15 protein-coding genes are annotated in these 21,917 nt (G+C 42.9%); 14 read left to right on the forward strand and 1 reads right to left on the reverse strand.

Going from position 1 to position 21,917, the window contains the following annotated elements; translation table 11 throughout:
- Positions 1-153 precede the first annotated feature (153 nt).
- Positions 154-945, forward strand: coding sequence for a thioesterase II family protein (locus LDO37_RS11495; protein ID WP_126610290.1), 792 nt, complete (start codon positions 154-156; stop codon positions 943-945).
- On the opposite strand, the gene LDO37_RS11500 is transcribed toward LDO37_RS11495, so the two are convergent.
- Positions 925-2,214: an acyltransferase domain-containing protein gene (locus LDO37_RS11500; protein ID WP_126610292.1), complete on the reverse strand. Its 1,290-nt coding sequence runs from the start codon at positions 2,212-2,214 to the stop codon at positions 925-927. The genes LDO37_RS11495 and LDO37_RS11500 overlap by 21 nt on opposite strands.
- Positions 2,215-2,501: 287 nt before the next feature.
- Between LDO37_RS11500 and LDO37_RS11505 the strand changes: the two genes are divergently transcribed.
- The 13 genes from LDO37_RS11505 to LDO37_RS11565 all read left to right on the forward strand — a co-directional run bounded on the left by LDO37_RS11505 (position 2,502) and on the right by LDO37_RS11565 (position 21,916).
- Positions 2,502-3,452 (forward strand): LysR family transcriptional regulator, encoded by a 951-nt coding sequence (locus LDO37_RS11505; RefSeq protein ID WP_263422431.1) that lies wholly within the window; start codon positions 2,502-2,504, stop codon positions 3,450-3,452.
- A gap of 1,140 nt (positions 3,453-4,592) precedes the next feature.
- On the forward strand, positions 4,593-5,480 hold the full coding sequence (gene cyoA, locus LDO37_RS11510; protein WP_101115183.1) for a ubiquinol oxidase subunit II: 888 nt from the start codon (positions 4,593-4,595) through the stop codon (positions 5,478-5,480).
- Between the two features lie 28 nt (positions 5,481-5,508).
- Positions 5,509-7,539 (forward strand): cytochrome o ubiquinol oxidase subunit I, encoded by a 2,031-nt coding sequence (cyoB, locus tag LDO37_RS11515; protein ID WP_201797035.1) that lies wholly within the window; start codon positions 5,509-5,511, stop codon positions 7,537-7,539.
- 16 nt (positions 7,540-7,555) lie between these two features.
- The gene (gene cyoC, locus LDO37_RS11520) at positions 7,556-8,173 is read left to right on the forward strand and encodes a cytochrome o ubiquinol oxidase subunit III (protein ID WP_101115181.1); all 618 of its coding nucleotides are present in this window, start codon (positions 7,556-7,558) and stop codon (positions 8,171-8,173) included.
- A complete protein-coding gene (gene cyoD / locus LDO37_RS11525) occupies positions 8,173-8,511 on the forward strand; it encodes a cytochrome o ubiquinol oxidase subunit IV (protein ID WP_101115180.1) in 339 nt (112 codons plus the stop codon). The genes cyoC and cyoD overlap by 1 nt, the downstream gene beginning before the upstream one ends.
- A gap of 12 nt (positions 8,512-8,523) precedes the next feature.
- A complete protein-coding gene (gene cyoE / locus LDO37_RS11530; RefSeq protein WP_101115179.1) occupies positions 8,524-9,438 on the forward strand; it encodes a heme o synthase in 915 nt (304 codons plus the stop codon).
- Positions 9,438-10,070, forward strand: coding sequence for an SCO family protein (locus tag LDO37_RS11535; protein ID WP_101115178.1), 633 nt, complete (start codon positions 9,438-9,440; stop codon positions 10,068-10,070). Before cyoE ends, LDO37_RS11535 begins: the two co-directional genes overlap by 1 nt.
- Complete coding sequence (locus LDO37_RS11540) at positions 10,067-10,573, forward strand: copper chaperone PCu(A)C (RefSeq protein ID WP_126607486.1); 507 nt, start codon at positions 10,067-10,069, stop codon at positions 10,571-10,573. The genes LDO37_RS11535 and LDO37_RS11540 overlap by 4 nt, the downstream gene beginning before the upstream one ends.
- Before the next feature lie 33 nt (positions 10,574-10,606).
- Positions 10,607-11,110: a hypothetical protein gene (locus LDO37_RS11545; protein WP_126607487.1), complete on the forward strand. Its 504-nt coding sequence runs from the start codon at positions 10,607-10,609 to the stop codon at positions 11,108-11,110.
- Positions 11,111-11,362: 252 nt separating this feature from the next.
- Positions 11,363-13,390, forward strand: a complete 2,028-nt coding sequence (locus LDO37_RS11550; RefSeq protein ID WP_224055202.1) for an RCC1 domain-containing protein — start codon at positions 11,363-11,365, stop codon at positions 13,388-13,390.
- 1,205 nt (positions 13,391-14,595) lie between these two features.
- A complete protein-coding gene (locus tag LDO37_RS11555) occupies positions 14,596-15,393 on the forward strand; it encodes a hypothetical protein (RefSeq protein ID WP_126607956.1) in 798 nt (265 codons plus the stop codon).
- Between the two features lie 190 nt (positions 15,394-15,583).
- Positions 15,584-18,364 (forward strand): endo alpha-1,4 polygalactosaminidase, encoded by a 2,781-nt coding sequence (locus LDO37_RS11560; RefSeq protein WP_126607957.1) that lies wholly within the window; start codon positions 15,584-15,586, stop codon positions 18,362-18,364.
- A 33-nt stretch (positions 18,365-18,397) separates the two neighbouring features.
- Complete coding sequence (locus LDO37_RS11565; protein ID WP_126607958.1) at positions 18,398-21,916, forward strand: tetratricopeptide repeat protein; 3,519 nt, start codon at positions 18,398-18,400, stop codon at positions 21,914-21,916.
- Position 21,917 lies beyond the last annotated feature (1 nt).

A 21,917-nucleotide genomic window follows, 5' to 3' on the forward strand; every position in this document is an offset into this window, starting at 1 on the left:
ATAATTCAGTGGCTTATCAATGAAGCCCACACCTACCTATCGGAGCAGAGTGAAGTCTTTAACTGGATGCCAGTATCACCAAAATGAAACAAGGGTATCCATTCTCTGTATTCCTCGTTATTCTCCTAGCCTTCTGACAATAAAGGATTGAAAATGCGCAGAAACACTTCACTTGATCGCTGGCTTGCCATTCCAAAACCAAAACCTAATGCCCCGTTACGCTTAATCTGTCTGCCTTATGCCGGAGGCAACGCAAACTCATTTGTTCCCTATAGTGCTTTGCAGGAACTGAATGCCGAAATTTGCGCGGTACAGTTACCAGGAAAAGGCAGCCGATTAAATGAAGCACAGTACCAAAGCATGGATACGTTAGTGGAGGATTTAGCGGAAGTATTAACCCCTATCATCGACAAACCCTATGTCATTTGGGGGCACAGTTTTGGTTCACGAATTGGTTTTGAGCTTATCCGCTATTTCAAAGCGCATAAAATGCCGATGCCTATTCATTTCATTCCGGCGGCATCAAGAGCACCTCATGAATTGAACACTCGAGACCCGATTCACGGACTATCGGATGAAGGGTTTAAAATAAAGTTAAAGGAAATGGGCGGAACACCAGACGAAATTATTGAGCATGATGAACTCATGTCCATACTATTGCCTGGTTTGAAAGCGGATTTTAAGCTTGCCGAAACGCACAAAGTTAGCGCTATTGAACAACTCAACATTCCCGTCACGCTACTGGGTGGCACAAGTGATACCATCATTCCACCTGATTCGTTGCCGAACTGGCAGGCACACTTTTGTGGCGACTTTGAATTGGAGATGATAGAGGGTGACCACTTCTTTATCGACAAGCAATTTGAGTCTGTAAGCAAAAAGCTTGTCGATATTATTCAGCGCGTTACCGAAAAAAGAACGGGTTTAGCTCAACCAGCAATCTGATTCCGTTTTGCTTAATATACGGTCCCAGCGAATATTGACCCCGTATTGACCCAGTGTTTTTACCGATGTCAGAATACAATCGCATGGGAAATTGGCAGGCAGTACCAAGTCTTCAGACAAAATGTCCGGCAGCAAAGGAAAAGCACATAAGCTATTGATCCTTTGCTGTTCAACGAGCTTTGACATGCTTTCGCCGAGACCAATTTCAACGAGTATACAATTCCCCAAATCCTCAGAGACACATTGCAGCCCTTTTGCAAATTGAACCGTTTGTTGAATTTGACTCGCCCAGTATTGCGAATGTTCAACGTCTCGTTGCTGTACCCATCTTCCCGTTATCGTGGAAACAAAAGGCGTATGAATCGGGTAACTGGGCACACCCTCGATATAAGTGCCGAGCGTTTTGGATACATCTGTCATCAAATTGGAGTGCAGTGCATACCTTTGAGAGACGTACTCTCCACCTTCTGCATTCTCAACATATTGCTCTAACCAATGACTTAGAGGCTCTGCTCCTCCCGAAACAACACATCTATGCGGAGTACTCACATAGGAAAGGGAGATCTTTTGATCGGAGCTAGGGTGTGTGTTATTCCAATCATCCAACCATTTCACAACTTCCGCTTTCCCCTTGGGAACAGCAAACATTGCACCAGCTTGTGCATCATCCATCAAACGTTGGCGAGAGCAGACCATGGCGAGCACATCTTCAATATTCAGTAACCCACTTATACAGCCCGCTACGTATTCACCAAGGCTGTCACCAATAAGCGCATCAGGCTTAACCCCCCAATGGATAAGTGTCGAAGCGAGAGCATATTCAAATACAAAGAGCTGCACCTGACTTACAGGCTGCTTGCTGTGTACTTGGCACTCACTAAAGAAGAACTCCGTTTCATCCGCTAAGTGCACATCCGTTTTTGTGAGATGCCATAAACACTCTTCTACTCTCTCGTGAAAAAACTCAAAGTTCTCGTACAAAGATCTCGCGCAACGATGAGGCTGTTCCTCAAGGCCGCTAAACATAAAAACAACAGCAGGTTTGGATCTCGAGTATGCTGAACTTCCTCCCATACTCTCTTGAATGTGATTGAAATGGTTAGGTCCATAGCTTGGTGTTTTTGTGTTTCCCAGACCTGTTATGGGGCTATCTATCATTGAGCCATCTATTATTGATCTATCTGTTTTTGAACCACCCGATTGCATGAAGAGTGTTTTTGCTTCTTGATTATCCAACATAAAATCTTGACGTTTTTCTGGATGAAACATGGTTTTCGCTCCTTGAATGGAACTACGAGTCTGATGTAGCAAACGTGACTAATAGCTGTCCGAAATACGGAATACTTGAAAAATTCAGATCGTTATTCCAGATTTTTTATAGTTTATTGATTGATTTAGAAAATTGACGTCGAATCAACGAAAGTCGTGCTCATTTGTGCAAATTTGAAAGATTTTCGGGTCCGAAGCCTACTGCTCGGCTTTTGCTATTTTGTATTGAGAATACTTTTAAATACCGCAGTACATTCAATTATTTATAAATTTAAAATAATCACTAGATGCAAATATGGACATGGAGTGTTGCAATTTTGAATGCTAATAGCTTTTCTCACCTAAAAAGAATGGCAATGTTCGCAGCGATAGTCGAAGCTGGGAGCTTTGCTGCAGCGGCTAGAAAATTAAAAACAGATCGCTCTAAACTCAGTAAGCAATTGTCAGAGCTGGAAACTCAGCTAGGTTCTAGATTAATACAGCGTTCAACCAGAAAGCTTTCGGTGACAAGAGAAGGACAGAAGGTTTACCAAGAAGTTAAGCAATTACCTTACTTGTTTGAACATATCGAATCCATCATCGCCCCCAAAGAGGTGTCTGGGCGAGTATCGTTAACGATGACTTACGATATCGCTCTGAATCAAGTTCTGCCTATCTTAGAAGAATTCAGAGAGATCTACCCTGAGGTGGAACTCGATTTGATCCTGAACGACCATAAGTCAGACATAGTGGCAGAAAACATCGATCTAGCGTTACGTGTTGGCAGCCCGCAAGACAGTTCTTTGATCGCTCGACAAATGTTCGAGCAAAGTGCCCACCTATTTGCAAGCCCCGAGTACATCGCAAAACATGGGATGCCCAACACAGCGGAGGAGCTAGAGTCACATTATTGGGTTTTACTCGAACAGCAATCCGCTAGTAACAACCTACAAAAGCTCTATTGCGACGGAAAGATGGTCGCCATTGCGCCGAAGAACTATCACTGTTGCAATTCTCCGCTAGTAATGCAGAAGCTCACTTTGATGGGCGTTGGAGTGGGGTTATTGATTCCATGTACCGTACAAAAAGAGATCGATACTGGTGAGTTGATTCAGGTGGCTTGTGGCATTAGAAGCGAACCCAAGATCTTTAACCTGGTGTATCCTTCTAGAAAACAAATTCCGGCACGGATCAGGCACTTGATAGATTTTCTTCTTGCCGCTGATATTTTTTCAGGTATGTCATATAAGGGTTGTTGAATCAGTTGATGCATATTCCCAAGTAGCCTAAGAATGCTTGGGTATATGTTAATAAATCAAATTTAACGACCTCAAAAATGCCATAGGTATTGAGCCCTGCCCTTTAACATTCTTGATACTTATTTCATTTAAATATGCGCTATAACCACTATAGAGATGGTTAAATTAAAACCACAGTGACCAATGTTTAACCAAAAGTGTTTCATGAAGTTATAAAGAGAAATACTTCAAACAAACATTGCTGGTTATTCTTTTTCCTAAATTCTCTGATGAATAATTTAGCAAAGAGTAATTTAATTCAATTTGTAACAATAGGCACAATAATAATGTGCCTATGTGAAAGTTAAATTAGGTATATAGCACTTTTAATGATGAGTAACAGTTGAAATTAAACTCTAAGAAAAGGCACTTTAGGCGCTATTCCACTTTGTTGTTAATACGTACTCGAGAGAGAGCGAACGTAACTGAAAATGTTAACGTATGACAATACCCATAAGCATAACAAGCTTAATCTCCTCACAAGCCATTACCCTACTGGTGGCATGGATAAATCAGCCGAAGTAACTCGACATCAAACCATAAAGAAAAACCAGTGTAATTTCACGGTTTGATAGCCAATTAAACGCACAATAAAAGCTGTGCACGCCAAAAGAAAATATCGCTATCGATACCAACCTTTAACCATTAATAAATTATGGTTAATAACGAAAAAAGACCCACCAAGAAAATAATCTCACAATAAAATAAGGGGTATTAAGTGGCTTATATATAATTCGCTCTGTAAAACAGGTCACTACAGGCCTAAGTCTTGCACTACCTCATTTTTTGGAAAAATGAAATTAATATTTTTGTAATTTATACATAGATTGAAATTTACAGTTCTGAACAAGTTAAAGCTTGCTAATTTAACAATTTGGTACTTTAATTCACGCTTTAGTATCTAAGTTCCAATATCACTGCATTTTGTAAGTTAATTGTTTTAAATGATAATGAATTGTTAACAAAATCTTTCCTTTTTGTTTGACGTCATTTCACGTGCAATTTTCTTCAAAGCGAAGTGATTGATCTATGTATTTGGATACTTCGTATTTTAAGTATTGTCTTTGAATTTATTCTGGTTGTGAGTTCCAGGGAGGACAAATGAAAATAAAATGTAACATAAAAGTTGCATTAATATTAACATCAGTCGTAGGGCTGATTTTATTAGGCGTACTATTCTTCGGTAGTAACATGGTGTTATTCGATCCTAAGGGACCCGTTGGTCAAGCTCAGGAATCGTTGATTATCACTTCTGTTTTACTCATGGCCATCATCATTGTTCCGGTGTTGTTCATGTGCGTGTACTTCCCGTACAAGTACCGCTCTTCTAACAAAGAAGCCGAGTACAAACCAAACTGGGAGCACTCCACTAAAATCGAAGTGATAGTCTGGGCTGTTCCTTGTCTTATCATTTTGGCATTGGGTTGGATTACTTATGAAACGTCCCACTCTCTTGATCCTCGCCGTGAAATCGAGTCAGACAAGACACCTCTAACTATCCAAGTTGTTTCCATGAACTGGAAATGGTTGTTCATCTACCCTGAACAACAAATTGCAACCGTAAACGAAGTTGCCTTCCCAGCCGATCGTCCTGTGGAGTTTCTCGTTACTTCTGACACCACAATGAACTCATTTTTTATTCCTCAGCTTGGTAGCCAAATCTACGCAATGGCTGGAATGGAAAATCGCGTCAACTTGATGGCTACAGAAGAAGGCGTCTACCGCGGTATGTCTGCTAACTACAGCGGCTTCGGATTCGCGAACATGCACTTTAAGGCTCATGCCGTTAGTGAGTCTGGTTTTGACGAATGGGTGAACAAAGTGAAATTGTCTGAGCAAGTGCTGAATGACACTAGCTACGACGCTTTGACTGCTAATGCAAAAGAGCAGATCAAAAAATACCACCCTGTGACCTACTACTCATCTGTCGATCCATTGCGATTCAAAGATATCATCGAGAAACATTCAGGAGCTCAAAATGGCCTATAAAGGCGACGTACATGCCGAACCTGATTTAATATTCGGAAAACTAAACTGGGACGTCATTCCGTACACTGACCCAGTTATTTTGCCCGTTATGATTGCCGCGATCCTTGGTGGTCTCGGTCTGCTAGGTTTGATTACCTACATGGGTAAATGGAAATACTTGTGGGCTGAATGGTTAACCTCTGTTGACCACAAGAAAATTGGTATCATGTACATCATCGTTGCGCTAGTCATGATGGTTCGGGGTTTTTCCGACGCCATATTGATGCGTTCGCAGCAAGCATTAGCGACGGTAGATGCCTCGTATCTGCCCCCCGAACACTACGACCAAATCTTTACGGCTCACGGCGTAATCATGATTTTCTTCGTGGCCATGCCTTTGGTTGTCGGTTTGATGAACGTTGTTGTGCCTCTTCAAATTGGTGCGCGCGACGTTGCTTTCCCATTCCTAAACTCCTTGAGTTTCTGGCTATTCGTTGTAGGTGCAATCCTAATCAACCTTTCTTTGTTCGTTGGTGAATTCGCTTCGACTGGTTGGTTGGCATATCCGCCTCTTTCAGGAATGGAATACAGCCCGTGGGTTGGTGTGGATTATTGGCTCTGGTCGCTCCAGATCTCTGGTATCGGTACGCTTCTAACAGGTGTTAACTTCGTTGTTACCATCTTGCGCATGCGTGCTCCAGGAATGAAGCTGATGCAAATGCCTGTGTTCACTTGGACTTCTTTGTGTGCCAACGCACTTATCATCGTTGCTTTCCCTATTCTTACCGTTACGCTGACACTTCTGACTCTTGACCGCTACATTGGTACCCATTTCTTTACCAATGATATGGGTGGCAACCAGATGATGTACGTGAACTTGATTTGGGCATGGGGTCACCCAGAGGTATACATTCTGGTTCTACCAGCGTTTGGTATCTTTTCGGAAATCTGTGCAACGTTCTCTCGTAAACGACTGTTTGGTTATACGTCTCTTGTATGGGCGACGGCAGTAATCATGGTTCTTTCGTTTGTCGTGTGGCTACACCACTTCTTTACCATGGGGGCTGGGGCAAGTGTTAACGCCTTCTTCGGAATAGCCACCATGATAATATCCATACCCACCGGGGTTAAGATATTTAACTGGCTCTTCACCATGTATAAAGGACGTGTAGAGTTCACGGCAAGTATGTGGTGGACAATGGCATTCCTTGTTACCTTCACCATTGGTGGTATGACAGGTGTAATGCTAGCGGTACCTGCAGCAAACTTTGTACTACACAACAGCTTGTTCGTAATCGCTCACTTCCACAATGTAATCATTGGTGGTGCAGTATTCGGTTACTTTGCTGGCTTTACATACTGGTTCCCTAAAGCAACTGGCTTCAAACTGAACGAGAAGTGGGGCAAGGTTTCTTGTGCACTTTGGACTATCGGTTTCTTCGTTGCCTTTATGCCGGTATACGTACTTGGTTTCAACGGCATGACTCGCCGTCTAAATGCGACAGACAACCCAGAGTGGGCACCATTGCTTATGATTGCTGCATTCGGTGTTGCCATCATCGCAGCTGGTATTGCCGCTCAGTTCTACCAAGTATTCATCAGTATTCGTGACCGTAAGCAAAATATGGACGAAACAGGTGACCCTTGGAATGGCCGTACTCTTGAGTGGGCAACGTCTTCTCCACCTCCATTCTACAACTTTGCAACTCTGCCAAAAATTCATGACAGAGACGAGCACCACTACCGCAAAGAACATGGAATGGCGTATCAAAAACCTGACCGCTACAAGCGAATCCACATGCCAAGTAACACTTGGGCAGGTGTAGTAATCAGCTTCTTCTCGCTGATTATGGGCTTCGCATTTGTATGGCATATCTGGTGGATGGTTGTTGTTGGCTTCCTAGGCATGATCGTGTCTTGGATCGTATACAGCTTCCAGCGCAATAAAGATTACTACGTTGAAGTTTCTGAAGTTGAGGCAATTGAAGGTCCTCATCTAGACAAGGTTTATCAGGAGCGCCCTGAATTTAACCCTGCGTCGAAAGAAACTGACACGAAACCTGCATCCCCAGCGGTTTAAGGATTTAGGAGATAATATGACTGCACATGATAAAGCAGTGCTGGACAATGGTGGTCACGATGATCATGACCACCATGATTACGCTGGCGACACTATCTTTGGCTTTTGGATTTATATCCTAAGCGACTGTTTATTATTCGGTACGTTGTTTGCCACATTTGCTGTTTTCTCAAATAGCTTTGCGGGCATTGTAGAACCAAGTGAATTATTCAACCTGTGGTTTGTAGCAGGCGGTACCGCTTTGCTACTGCTTAGTAGTTTCACCTTCGGCATGGGTATGCTGAAAGCGAAAGAGCGCGATGCGAAAGGCATGTGGTTCTGGCTTTGGACAACCTTTGCTTTAGGTCTGGGCTTCTTGATTATGGAACTTTATGAGTTCCATCATTTCAGCGCAGCAGGTGCAACGTTTGACAGCAGTGCATACTGGTCGTCTTTCTACGCATTAGTAGCCACGCACGGTTTGCACGTTTTCGCTGGTTTGATTTGGATGATCGTTTTGTATTTCCACTTTAAACGAGATGGCTTTACTGAAGACAACGAAGCACGTCTGTCTTGCTTAAGCTTATTCTGGCACTTCCTAGATGTAATCTGGATTTGTGTGTTTAGTGTGGTTTATCTAATGGGAGTGATGTAATGGCACAGACTGCAGAACACGGTCATGGCGGTCAAGCACATGGCAGCGTTAAAGAATATGTAATGGGTCTTATTTACTCCGTCTTACTCACAGTGATCCCATTCGCTATGGTAATGATGGATATAGGTTCTCCACAGTTGAAAATCGGCGTTATCTTGATCTGTGCTGTTGCGCAAATTTTGGTTCAGCTGGTGTTCTTCTTGCACATGAATACCTCTTCCGAGCAGATGTGGAACACGACCTCGGCAGTATTCGTGGTCGTCTTAGTTGCCATCATATTAATTGGTTCGCTTTGGATTATGGAACACCTGAACCACAATATGCTGATGGGTCACTAATCGGAATACATAATGATTTCGAACTATTTACAACTCACTAAACCTGGCATTATCCGCGGCAACCTAGTTGCTGCGGCTGGTGGCTTCTTTCTGGCCTCTCAAGGCCAGATTGACTGGGCCCTTTTCCTTGCCGTGTGTTTAGGTACGACATTCATCGTTGCATCAGGCTGCGTTTTCAATAACTTCATCGATAAAGACATCGATGCCAAGATGAAGCGCACTTGCCAACGTGAGCTAGTACAAAAAGTCGTCCCAGTGTCCAATGCTTTAGCTTGGGCTACCATTCTGGGTATTGCAGGGTTTTCTACTCTGTTTTTCTTCACCTCTACAGTCGCTTTCTGGTTCGGTGTTCTTGGGTTTGTTGTGTATGTTGGCTTCTACAGCCTTTACTACAAGAGACACTCTGTACATGGAACGTTAATCGGTGGCTTGTCTGGTGCTTGTCCTCCGGTCATTGGGTATTGCGCAGTAACCAACCAATTGGATCTTGGTGCTGCAATTGTATTCCTTACCTTTTGTATTTGGCAGATACCACACTCATACGCAATCGCCATTTATCGTTTCGATGATTACAAAGCGGCATCGATTCCTGTATTGCCGATTAAAGAAGGTGTAGATAAAGCGCGTACTCATATCATGGGTTATATCGTTGCTTTTGCTATCGCTTCTTTGGCTCTAACTTACTTAGGCTATGCCGGTAGTTGGTATGCTTTAGGTATGGGTCTGGTCAGCATGTACTGGTTGTACTTAGCGAAAGTAAGTTTTCAAAAAATGCCAACCGAGCAATGGGGTAAGCAACAAATGCTGTTCTCTATCGTTTGTATTATGGTGTTCTGCATTTTGATTTCTATCGACTTCTCTCCGTCAGAAATCCATGAAACTCAACAAGCATCGGTGAACATACTTCAACTCAAGGAATTCATCTAATGATTCGAAACCCAGTGAAGATAGTATTAGCATTGGGTGTCCTTGCTCTGGCAGGTATTCTTGCACTCTACGTGGACAATACAACGCTCCCTATAGGAGAGAAACCTCGCCAGTTCAAAGACTTAGGTGGAAAATTCCACTTAAACAGTGCTAGTGGCTCTGTCGACCTTGACGAATATAAAGACAAGGTTGTTGTTTTGTATTTTGGTTACCTAAATTGTGCTGAAGTTTGCCCTTCATCAATGGGGGTAATGTCTGCATCGTTCAAATATCTATCTGAAGAGATATACGATAAGACACAAGGGTTCTTTGTGAGCGTCGACCCAGAGCGAGACGACTTAGAATCAATTAATGAGTTTGCACAGTATTTCGACAAACAAATTTTGGGCTTAACTGGCACAGAAGAAGAGATTCAAACCATTACCGATCAATACGGTGTTTATATTGATTTGGTTGACATGTCATCGTCTGAGCTTGCCTATACAGTAGACCACGCTTCCCGGTTTTATATCATCGACCCTGCAGGGCAGCTCGTTGACTCTCTAAGCCACAGTACAACGCCTATAGAGCTAGCGGCTCGTATTGAGAGAGCATTGGAAGAGTACAATTCAAATACCGGAAATGCTTCATGAAATTAGCCAAAATTGGCATTGTGGGTTTTATCGCATTTTTGCTGGCTTTTTCCGTCGCCTACTACGAAAAAACCAAAAAGCCTTTCTATCAGCCAGACCCTTTACCATCAAGTGAAGTTCAGCGCTTAACGGACAAGGCTTACGTCGATTACGCTCGAATCAAAGCTACAATTCCAGGCATTAAAGTGACGTCGGGTTATCTGAACATCACAAACAAAGGTGCAGATACAATTCGCTTTACGCACGTCGAGACCGATGCTGCGAAACATACTGAATTCCACCGTATGTTCTTACGCGACAGCCGAATGGCAATGCGAAAAATAGAGGTGATTGAAGTCAAACCTAACGAGACTTTCAAGTTAGAGCCCAACGGATATCACTTAATGCTAATGGGATTAACTCAGCGTTTTAAAGCGGGTGAAACCATAAAAGTCACATTGATACGCGATAACGGAGAGCGCTATACTCTCGACTTTCCTGTTATGTCTGTCAAAGCAAAATAGTTTGAAAATACATCTGAATACCAAGGAGCATGCATGAAACCTACGTTAGTTCTGCTTTCTGGCTCTCTCGTGTTTTCCCCTGCTCTCGTTGCAGAGGAAACACCTGTGACGACATCAATGGACATCATTGCGACCGAGCAAGCTCTACCATGTGCAGAAGAATTGCGAGAACTCGCACGCTCCAGCTTAAAAAAGAACCCACACCGTATGCTCGCTTACAAAAGCGACTCTAACGATATACATTTGTTCAACGCTTTAGCCGTGACCAACTACCGCGATAGAGACAGCCACGTGACATTCCATGGTATAAAAAATGCCAATGGAACCTGTGACACCTCGGTAACCGAAAGCTACGTATTGCAAACACCTTGTGCAGACGCGCGCCACGAAGCATTTAGTAAGTGGGACTTCCAAGGAAAACTCACCGATAGAACCATGGTCCTCAGCAGCAAACGCATTGCGGGAAAACAAGCGTTTCTCACCGACCAATTTACAACTCTATGCTTAGTCACCACTCGACAACTCGTTAAAAACTAACGGTTAAAGTTAAGTAAATCCAGCTGCTCAATACAGATTTATCTATAGAGCAGCGTAAAGTTTCCTCCCTGAGCTACTTAACGCCTCCAATTTAGACAGCAAAGCCCCACTACTCTATTCAGCGTGAGTTTACTGAGTATTATTTATTCGCCTTTGAGCTTATAAATAAACTACACTCTTATCTATAACTAATAATTAGGGCGAGCCCAAATCAACCTCATTGGACCTATACATTGAAACATGGAAAGGGCAATGCGACATCCTCTCACTATTTTTCTATCTCTATCACTGACCGGTTGTTATACCGATGGACACTGTACTCTAGTCCCAAGGACGGATAACGGTAAAATAGAAATAGTATGCTCAGCTATTGAAGATATTACGCAAGATACCCCAACCACATCCGATGAAAATGATACAGATCCCCCAAAAAATGACGTGCCTCCAACACCGGAGGACTCCGAAAGCACTCCCCCACAACCAGAACTTGTGGAGCCTAACCCGGAATTAGAGCCTGAACCTGAGCCAGATCCCGAACCTGAGCCAGAACCCCAACCTGAACCCGAGCCTGAACCTGAACCCGAGCCAGAACCCGAGCCCGAACCTGAGCCAGAACCCGAACCTGAACCCGAACCTGAGCCAGAACCTGAACCTGAACCTGAACCTGAACCTGAGCCAGAACCCGAGCCCGAACCTGAGCCTGAACCTGAACACGAGCCTGAGCCTGAGCCTGAGCCTGAGCCATCACTGTCAGAGATTTCTGAGATATCAATTTCTGGGGACATGGTGCCGGATTCGACCATAATTCCAACGATTAGCTGTACTGAATGTGCAGGAACGACATTCTATCGGTGGCTTATTGATGATGTAGAAGTGAGTACAAGCCCGCAGTATCTATTCACTCTATCTGATTTTGAAAAAACGCTAACCCTTGAGGTTAAAGTAACAGATTCTAATGGAACAATTTCTGATACGAGCTTTGCGAAGTTCAAGCGAACACATGTAAATAGTATTACCACTAACCCTTTTGCTTATGCCGCACTTATGAATGACAAGAGTGTAGTAACTTGGGGGATTACAAATAATGGAGGAAACTCGATCTCTGTCGCGTCTCAGTTAACCGATATAGATTCGATAGTCGCTGGCTACAGCTCTTTTGCTGCGATAAAAACCGATGGAAGTGTAGTAACCTGGGGGCTGGCATCCAGTGGAGGCGATTCTAGTTCAGTCAAAGATGACCTCATTAACGTAACGGCGATCACTTCAAACAACCATGCCTTTGCTGCATTAAAATCCGATGGAACGGTCGTAACCTGGGGGAACAGCTCACGAGGTGGTGACAGCAGTGCCGTCCAATTGAATTTAACCAATGTAATAGAAATTGTTAGCACAGAGTTTGCGTTCGCTGCGAGAAAATCTGATGGAACAGTTGTCGTGTGGGGTGATCCGCTGCGAGGCGGTGATTTAGAGGGCTTATCTCTTTCTAACATCGATCGTGTCATCGGTGGAAAATATGCTTTTGCCGCGGTAGACCAGTCAAATACGGTTTATTTTTGGGGGCTTGACGCTGCCGGAGGTTTACCGATTTCTGCAATTCCAAATTATGCAGCATCAGGCGTCTCAACTGTCATCAGTAATGACCTTTCTTTCGCCATGATCAAGACTAACAACGAGCTGACAGCACATGGCTTTAATAACTATGGTGGCGATATGGGTACACTCGCCAATCGCGTAACAAATACTTCCTCTGTTTACGGCTCAAGGTATGGGTTCGCTGCATTGTTGGAAGATGGCTCCGTCGTCGGTTGGGGGTCAATCGATGGCGTTCTATATGGCACGGCAACGAAACCCAATTTTTACACCCCGACGGTTACCAGTATCTCAACGATTACAATAACACGAGATGCGTTTGCTGCTCTCGAAACCAACGGTACGGTTGTGACATGGGGAGATGCCGATGATGGTGGTGATAGCACATCCGTTGCGGCAGAATTGGTCAACGTTTCATCAATACATTCCGCTCGAAGTGCATTTGTAGCATTAAAAGAGGACGGCAGTGTTGTCACTTGGGGAGATACTAGTAGAGGTGGTGATAGCTCGTTGAATTTGACGGGCACTCTGGAAGATATCGAAAGCATATATAGCTCTCTTTACGCCTTCTCAGTCATCACAGAGCAAAAAGACATAGTCACGTGGGGGCTACTTTCCCACTCAGATATCAGTTCAGTGATGAGCAGTCTTGAACCCAAAGTGGAACGAATAGAAACGTCATACGATTAGCTCCATCGTAAATATTTTCAATATGCAATATGAGTACACTCAAATAGTTGTACGAAATCATTTATTTAGACAATTCTAATTAGTCAAAAATCTCCATTCGTATTTAAACATAATAAATAGAAAAACTGCCTACCAAAAAAATAAGACCCTGATTTAAAACAAACCAACACCTTTACCATGAAATTTATTATTTAGCACCAGATTCAAATTGTAGGGTTTTAGGTTCACCTGACTAAAATAAGGTAAGAAAACCAAAAACATATTAAACTGTTGTTTTTAAATGAAAAAATATCAGACATCGCAAGAAAACCGTCCAACAAGGTCAATATCCCACAAAACTTCAAGATTTAGCTGTATTGAAGAAGATATTATTGAAGCTGATAATACTTGGGTTGGGAACATTCCCTATTAGAATGACAGTCCCCTACTTTCCCTTCAACATCTTAATCAATCTGGGTTTATACCCAACCCAAAGCCAGAACTCTGTTTCTGGCTTTTTAACGTGATGTAAGTAAAGAATAACCAGCCACGCTTGAGCTTTAAGAAAAATTTGATGGCTATAATCTTTAATGATTTCTTCGGATGTCAGTGGAAACCAAATTTGATCCCTCTTTCTTAAGGTTTGTTCTTATAAACAACGAGCAAGATATTCGCCTATTCCACCTCGGAAAGATTAAACAATTAATCCAAACTGGTTAACAATTGGAATCCAAATACGCATCCCCTAGCGCTAAAAAAGCCAATTGTGATGTCCGAACAGAATAGTTGGCTTTTTCATGGTGCTCAAAAGGCAATCCATTTTTCACAAACCACAGACCAATTTCGAATAATAATCGTACAAATAACAGAAAGTTGCCCTCCGTTTCTTTTATTAACAACTAATGAGAAAATGAAGATTATTAACTTATGGCTCTGCCTACATATGTTATCAATGCGTTATGTATCTCGTACAATGCCAACCTCTAATTTCGCTGTATATTTAGTCTCAGCTTTCAGCTACACTTCTCCGCTTTGCCGAAATGCTTGAATAACAAAGTCGCTCAAGTAACTCTCCATTCTCATGGTTCTTGAGCTACTGCATGTCCGACATTAAGCTCAATCAGAAAACTTAATATTGTGTATTCATTACAACGGTAGACACATAGAAAACACAAAGATTTATACCGACAAATTGGAAACCGAAGCGAAACTTCAATCAAAAAAATATGACTAACAGCACCTACTACCCACCTTTATCATCACTCTTATTCTTGATGTTTTGCTTAGCTTACGCGCAAGGGTTTTACACGCTTGTAGAAAGCTCTGTATGGGTAGGTTTTTTCCTTACGCTCGCTCTGCCAGCTCTATTTTGGTCATTTGTAAAACCCGTTGATAATGCACGTGAACTCAAACGTATTTTTTTGCTAGAAACCAGCTTTAACCTACTCTGCTTTTTGCTATTAACAGGCATCATTGGTTTAGGCAGCTTCGACATTGGTATGAAAGCATTCATCATTGCCCACACCGTAGGCTTCCTGTACGTACAATGGAAAAAACAGGCACATTCTTCGTTCTTCCTGTCGGCATACCTCGCGATATCCATATACCTTTGGCTTGTTAGCGGAAAAGAAACATACCTAAATGAAAATGGATCTATCATACTTTTCGGCACCAGCGTGCCTTGGCAGCTCATCGTGCTCTATTGCGCATGGGTACTGCAAATGTTGCTAGTGGAATATAAGTGGGTGCTCCCTAAGCTCACCTTACTGATCACCCAAACAGCTTCTATTGCTGTCGCCATTTACGCAGATGACTTCTTTCACGCACGAATTGTCACATCCAGCCACTTAATGTTCTTAAGTTTATGTTTTCACATGAAAGACAGAGGTTGGGGAGGGCGCAACTTTATGGTGGCACCCGCGTTAACGCAACACATCATAAAACCTGATGTTCAATACGGTATTACGGCAGTACTCGTTGTTATTTCAGCGTGCACATCATTCAGTTTGTTTTTCTGGCGTTGATATAATCTCTAAAAGCATTTGAGGCAGTGATGTGCTCGCCTCGCTATCACAGATAAACGTGCATTTCTTAAATTTTCCATAAACTTACACCAACGTACTTTGTACTTTATTTCCTCAAAAACTTTGCATCTACCGCCTGCTGTAACTACATTTTTACTATAACCAATATAAAAATTGATGCGTATTTATTATGCCTACTCTGAGAATATGGATTTTTCTCATAAGTTTGTTGCCTATTTCTGTTTTTGCTGCAAAAGGTCCTGAATTTGCTGCTAAAGAAAGTGAATCTATCGCCTTCTATTATGGGGCGATAGATTCTGTCAGAGAGCTCATTAATTATGACCGTGTTGTCGTCACACCCACACTAATCTCAGATCGGAACATTAAAGCCTTGCACAAAGCCAACACTCGCGTTTTTGCATATTTGAGTGTCGGAGAGCTAAGCGGTCAAACCATACCTAAATCTTTGATACGTTCAGTTAAAACAAAGAACAAAAACTGGAACAGTCATGTCATGGACTTGTCATCCAAACCGTGGCAACACCACATACTCTTAGAGGCTGAGAATTACAGTAAACGGGGGTTTGACGGTATATTTCTTGACACACTAGACAGTTACTTTTTATTCGCGCATACAGAAACGCAAAAAACACATCAACAAGCCGCCCTTATCGACATCATTCGCTCATTAGCACAAACCTCCGACTCACCAGAAATATTAGTTAACCGAGGCTTTGAGGTACTGCCTAGCGTGGCATCAAAAATTGCTGGCGTCGTCGCAGAGTCTCTTTATTACGGGTACAAGCCAACCAATCAACAATACGTAAAAATGAGCTCTTCTGACTCCAATTGGTTAAGCAAAAAACTCAAACCCATAAAAAATTCGGGATTAGAGGTCATAGTGATCGACTATCTCCCAGCAAGCCAGAGAGAAGAACAGCGAAACGCCGCAAAAAAACTGATCAGGGAAGGCTATACACCTTACATCAGTGACGGAATGCTTTATCAATTCGGCATAAGTACAATAGAGCCCATTCCAAAGCGTGTGCTTGGGGTATATGACAGCAGCTTTGAAACCTATACGCTGTCCCGATGCCATCGGATGTTCTCGATGCCAATTGAGTACAATGGATATGTACCGGAATGTATGGATGTCAACCAGCCTCAATTCGCTGATCTTGATTTAACCCGTTATGCAGCCATCTTTTTTTGGCTTGAACAAGAAACTTACACCAACACACCGCTACTCACCGACTGGATAAGAAGTGCACTTAACCGTATTCCTATTTTATTCATCAAAACGCTGCCTCAGGATCAAGATCTTCTGAGCAAGATGGGGGTAAAACTAGATGGATTTCTATCAGGTAAATTGGACATATCTCGCGGTAATGAATGGCTTTCAAACCACTACCCTTTACCTCTCAGTGAGTTTGAGCGCTACCCAAAATGGCAGCCCACTGATAAAGACATCACACCTTTAATTCAAATCAAAGATTCAACCGGTCGCTCTTCTACATTGATGTTTAAAGCCAAGTGGGGCGGAGCTTCACTTAGTCCATTACCTGTCTTAAACCTCGCAAATCAGAGAGAAACTTGGCTCATAGACCCATTTCAAATGATTGGAAAACTGCTTAATCTTCCCGATATTCCCATCGCAGACGTCACCACAAATTCTGGGCGACGGATTTTGACGAGCCACGTAGATGGTGATGGCTTCCCGTCAGTAAGTTGGTTTCCGAAAAAGCAGTATACCGCCGAGACGCTATACCAAAAGGTGTTCAAACCATTTAAATTGCCTCAAACCATTTCTATCATTCAAGGCGAGATATCCAAAGAGGGCATTTACCCCTCTAAAAGTGCCGAATTAGAAGTCATAGCAAAAAAAATATTTGCCTTACCCAACGTTGAGATTGCCTCTCATACCTTTAGCCACCCATTCTTTTGGGATAAAAGACAAACCGTTAAAGAGAAAATATATGGAGATAACCTTCCTATTGAAGGCTACAAATTAGATTTTCACAAAGAAATCAAAGGTAGTGCCGACTATATAAATCAACGTCTAGCCCCAAAAGGCAAACAGACCAAACTCATACTGTGGTCAGGCGTTGCAAACCCGACAGAAAGTGTACTTAGGATTGCGGAAGACGCAAACCTACTCAACGTAAATGGTGGAAATACATTTCTAGTCAATGGCGGAGGGAAATTTGCGCCTATATCACCCACCATTGCTTGGTATACAAGCGCAGTACAAGTCTATGCTCCCGTTCTAAATGAAAATATGTACACCAACCTATGGACCGAACATTTTGATGGGTATCAACGTGTTTTAGAGACGTTCAAACTAACAGGCGAGCCGCGCCGCATAAAAAGTGTCAGTATTTACTATCATATGTATTCCGGTGCGTACCCTGCCTCCTTAAAGGTGATCATTAACCTACACGAATGGGCAAAAAAACAAACGTTAATTCCTCTTTATCTGAGTGATTACGCCCAACAAGCACAGTCCTTGTACGAAACAGGTATAGCCAAAACATTGGATGGAGATTGGCTCGTTAGCAGTACAGGGATCCGAAGTGTACGATTTAACGACACAAGCTTTACACCCGATATACAACTCAGCCAATTGGCAGGATGGAATCAAGGACCAGACGGTAACTACTTCATTCTCACGTCACCAAAAACAAGATTTATCGAAAGAGTGCAAAAGAAAAACCAAACAAGACTCGTTCATTCAAATGGAAAAATCCTTAAATGGGAAACAGCAAAATGTACGAAAGGTAACTGCGCAGAGTCTTATAAAGTGTATTGGGAAATTGAAAGCTACGTGCCTTTAGAAATGGTCATTGCTAATGCTGCACAATGTAAGTTGCAAACTGCACTGCCTTTTGAAACTCAAACTATCAAAAAGAATCACACCAAATATTTAATGAAAACGTCTGGCTACGTGAGTGGGTCTCTTACTTGCCCCTAAATATGAACGCTAAAAGACTCAGGAGCGCAGTGTATGTGCAGCCAAAAGAAGACCGTTCGATATGATATTGATCATGAAGGTAATCTGTTCATCACCAAAACAACACTGGTTGCTTTGGTGGTTTGCGCGACGTTAGCGCTGTGGATCGTTACCCCTGATGAAAAAAATCTTACCGAACAATTGTCTCGCTCTGAATCACCAAGCGTTTCACTCGCATTTTTGAAAGAACTTCGTAGCAAAGCCCCTGATAATAGAGACATATCACGGCAGATGATCGCCACGTTAAGCGATAGCGGGGATTACGAAACTGCAAAAAACTTAGCGAAACCTTTACTGCTCAAAACGGATGGTACGAAAGATTGGGATACCCAAGTTTTGTATCTCGATATTTTACTAAAGAGCTACCACTTAGAGAAAAGCGATCAGGAAACAAAAGCCGAAATTCGCGATTTCATCAGCAATTCTATACCAATAAAAAGTCGGGAATACGCGCTCGCATTCGCCGATGGAGCCCAATCTATAGCACTGCCAAGCCTGAGCTTTGAGATATTGCAACCTCATGCTAAAAGCACGGATCATTACTTCGAACTTATCGATTTAGCACTTCAGAGTGCGGATTACCAAAATGCCTTAACCATACAGCGAGACATTTTTGAAGAGACCCCCTCTCTAGAGAATGCCAAACGTCTGCTTGATTTGTTCACGTCATCGGGATCTTTCCACGAAGGGGAAACATTTGTAAAAACCTACGAAGGAGAGTTAAAACTTCGCCCTGAATACATACGGTTAACGGTAGAGTACGCAATATCAGTGGGAAACACGCCACTTGCTATCTCCCAACTTAAAGTGCTGTCAAAGCTTGCTCCTTCCCCTCCCCTGATAAGTATCACTGCTAAACTCGCCGTTTCTCAAGGGCGACTTCGAGAAAGTATCTCGTTGCTAGAAACGACCATCGTATCCGACCCTTACCCCGAAGATCTTGCTCAACTGCATACGCTCTATACGTGGGTAAACGATATTCCAAATGCATTAAAAATGAGCTTAGCGCTGCTCGATCATAACCCCAGTAACCTTCAACTCAGAAACGGTGTTGAAGAAGCCCGTGCTATGGGAGATTTAGCCAGTGAGAGCGCCTTTTATCAGCGCTTAGTCGAACGAAACAAGCTCGATATAATCGAGTACTCCAATTGGTTGAACGCGTCAGAAAAAGCGAGAGGTACCATTTATACCCTGTCACTTTTGAAGCAATTACAAACCTTCAGACCCAACGACATAAACTTGCTCTTCCACGAAGCTCGGCTTTTGTCTTATTTAGGGCAAACCAAACAGGTCGTCGCCATTTGGCATCTCCTAGCACAACAACACACTCCAACTACGAAAGAAGCTGAGTTTTTCTACGCGTTTTTCATCCAAATGTTCGAACCAAACAAAGCACTAGACGTACTCACCACCCCGAAAGATTGGCTTAACGCAGGCAACGAATACCTAAACAAAGTCCTGTCACTGGCATGGGAAACCAACAACCGAGGATTGGCACTCCTTGCCATTAATAAGCAAATCGAATCTTCCTATCAGCAGGTTGATATCTACCGCTATGTTCGCCTCAATACGCCATTAACACCAAATACGATTGACGTGCTTACATCCATTTTCCAAAAGAACCAAAATGGCGCAGCATTGTATGAAGCACTGCAAGCTGCTTGGAATATAAAAGATAAAAAAAGATTTAAAGCCATTAAAGCATTAGCGTTGAAAGAAGGCGTTTTTGATAACAATACTGACGCTCAAATCTATTACGCCCTATCGGAGGTAGATAAAGGCAATATCGGGCTGGCTTATGCCCATTATGACCAAGCACTGAAAATCTCTCCTCATAATCCGGCAGCCGTTAGCGGTTTGCTGTGGCTATCGCTCGAATACCAAGACCTACCAACAGTAGAAAGTGTGTATAACAATAACAAACACCCGCTAAGCCAGACCCCTGAAATGTGGCTTGTTTTCGCTAATTCAGCCAAAACGCTCAAGTACACAAAAGAAGCCGATTTTTGGTACACAAAACTTCTACAAACCAATGAAAGAAACAGTGCTCCTGCACTCCTTAGCTACGCTGAATCGTTGGAAAACTCTGGTGAAATACGGAAAGCTTATGAGCTCAGAAAGTACGTCGCCATACAGTTGACCAACCAACTGTTTCAATCAAAAAGCGGTCGCGCAGCGTATCAGTCCTTAGTGGCGTATTTTGTTTCACCATCAATTGCTAAGCCAAAGGTCCAGTCGGATATTTTGGCGCAAACTTCCACCAAAGACGTTGAGCAGCGGTTTCAAGTTTATATGAACAACGTAAGCCCAGATGACGCGGTATTTTGGTATCACTGGAGTAAGACTCACAATATTGTTTTGCCGGATTCTCAAGCACTCTCGCTGGCCATACAAACCAACGACAAAGAAGAAGTCCAACGTTTGTTGAGCGAAAGCTTAAACTTGAGTATTACAGAACAGTATCAAGCGCTTCAGTTCACAGGTCAGCATTATAACGCGTGGCAGCTTGGTCAAAACGCACTTGGGGATATAGGGCAACCTGCGCTTGAGTATCAATTAAGAAAAATGCATGCCCCAAAAAGGCAAGACTACGCCCATGGCATCAAATCGTCGGTTCTTACTAATACCCAATGGGACATGTCGACCTATTCCGTTGAATATTTTTCGCCTCATCAAAATGGAAATTGGAAAGCGAGTACCCATTATCAAATCACGGAATCGGTGGACACATTCCCTACAGCGTATGCCTCCAGTGAAAAGCGCGTCAAAGGCAATTACGCACACCTAAAAGATACACGCTCTTGGTTACTTGCCTTCGATTTAGCAGACGGCATTGGTGACAATAGAATGGGTGTCAGCGCCATATATAAGCCAAAACTAAATAAACAATGGCAATTGTCGCTCAATGTGGGAGTGGATAATGCTATTTCAGCAAGCCAACTTCTGCATTTAATCGGTCAATCCAACAGAATTGGTGGAAATATTACTTACCAACCGACCGCTTATGAGTCACTCACTGCTCAGCTCAATTGGCATGACATTACTACTCGGTTTGGGGAAAACGTCGGGCATGGATGGGATCTCAACATTCGAGCTGCAGAGCAATTGTTCTTTAATGACCCGGCATGGCAGCTTTACGCCAATTATGCGACGCAAAAAGCACACCTTTCAGATGACCCTCTGGATAAAACCAATCAGTGGCTCTCTTCTCGCTTTCCTATTACCACCAGCACCCTCATTAACGAAGATTACGAACAAATTTCGCTAGGACACAGGCTTTGGCACGGAGCTCCAGGCGCTGCTGGCACATCGACGCCGTCACCCAATTATTGGCTCGATATGGCAGCAAATTACAATACGAAAACACATCGCTCTGGTCTCGCTGTAAGCTCTGGCATTGGCTGGAGGTTAGTAGGGAACGACGAGTTGTCTCTTACTGTGGATTGGCAAAGCCAAGATCGAAACGGGCAAGAATCCATGCAAATTTCGCTTGGTTATCAATATGGATTTTAAG

This window comes from Vibrio penaeicida, from assembly GCF_019977755.1.
GTDB lineage: Bacteria > Pseudomonadota > Gammaproteobacteria > Enterobacterales > Vibrionaceae > Vibrio > Vibrio penaeicida.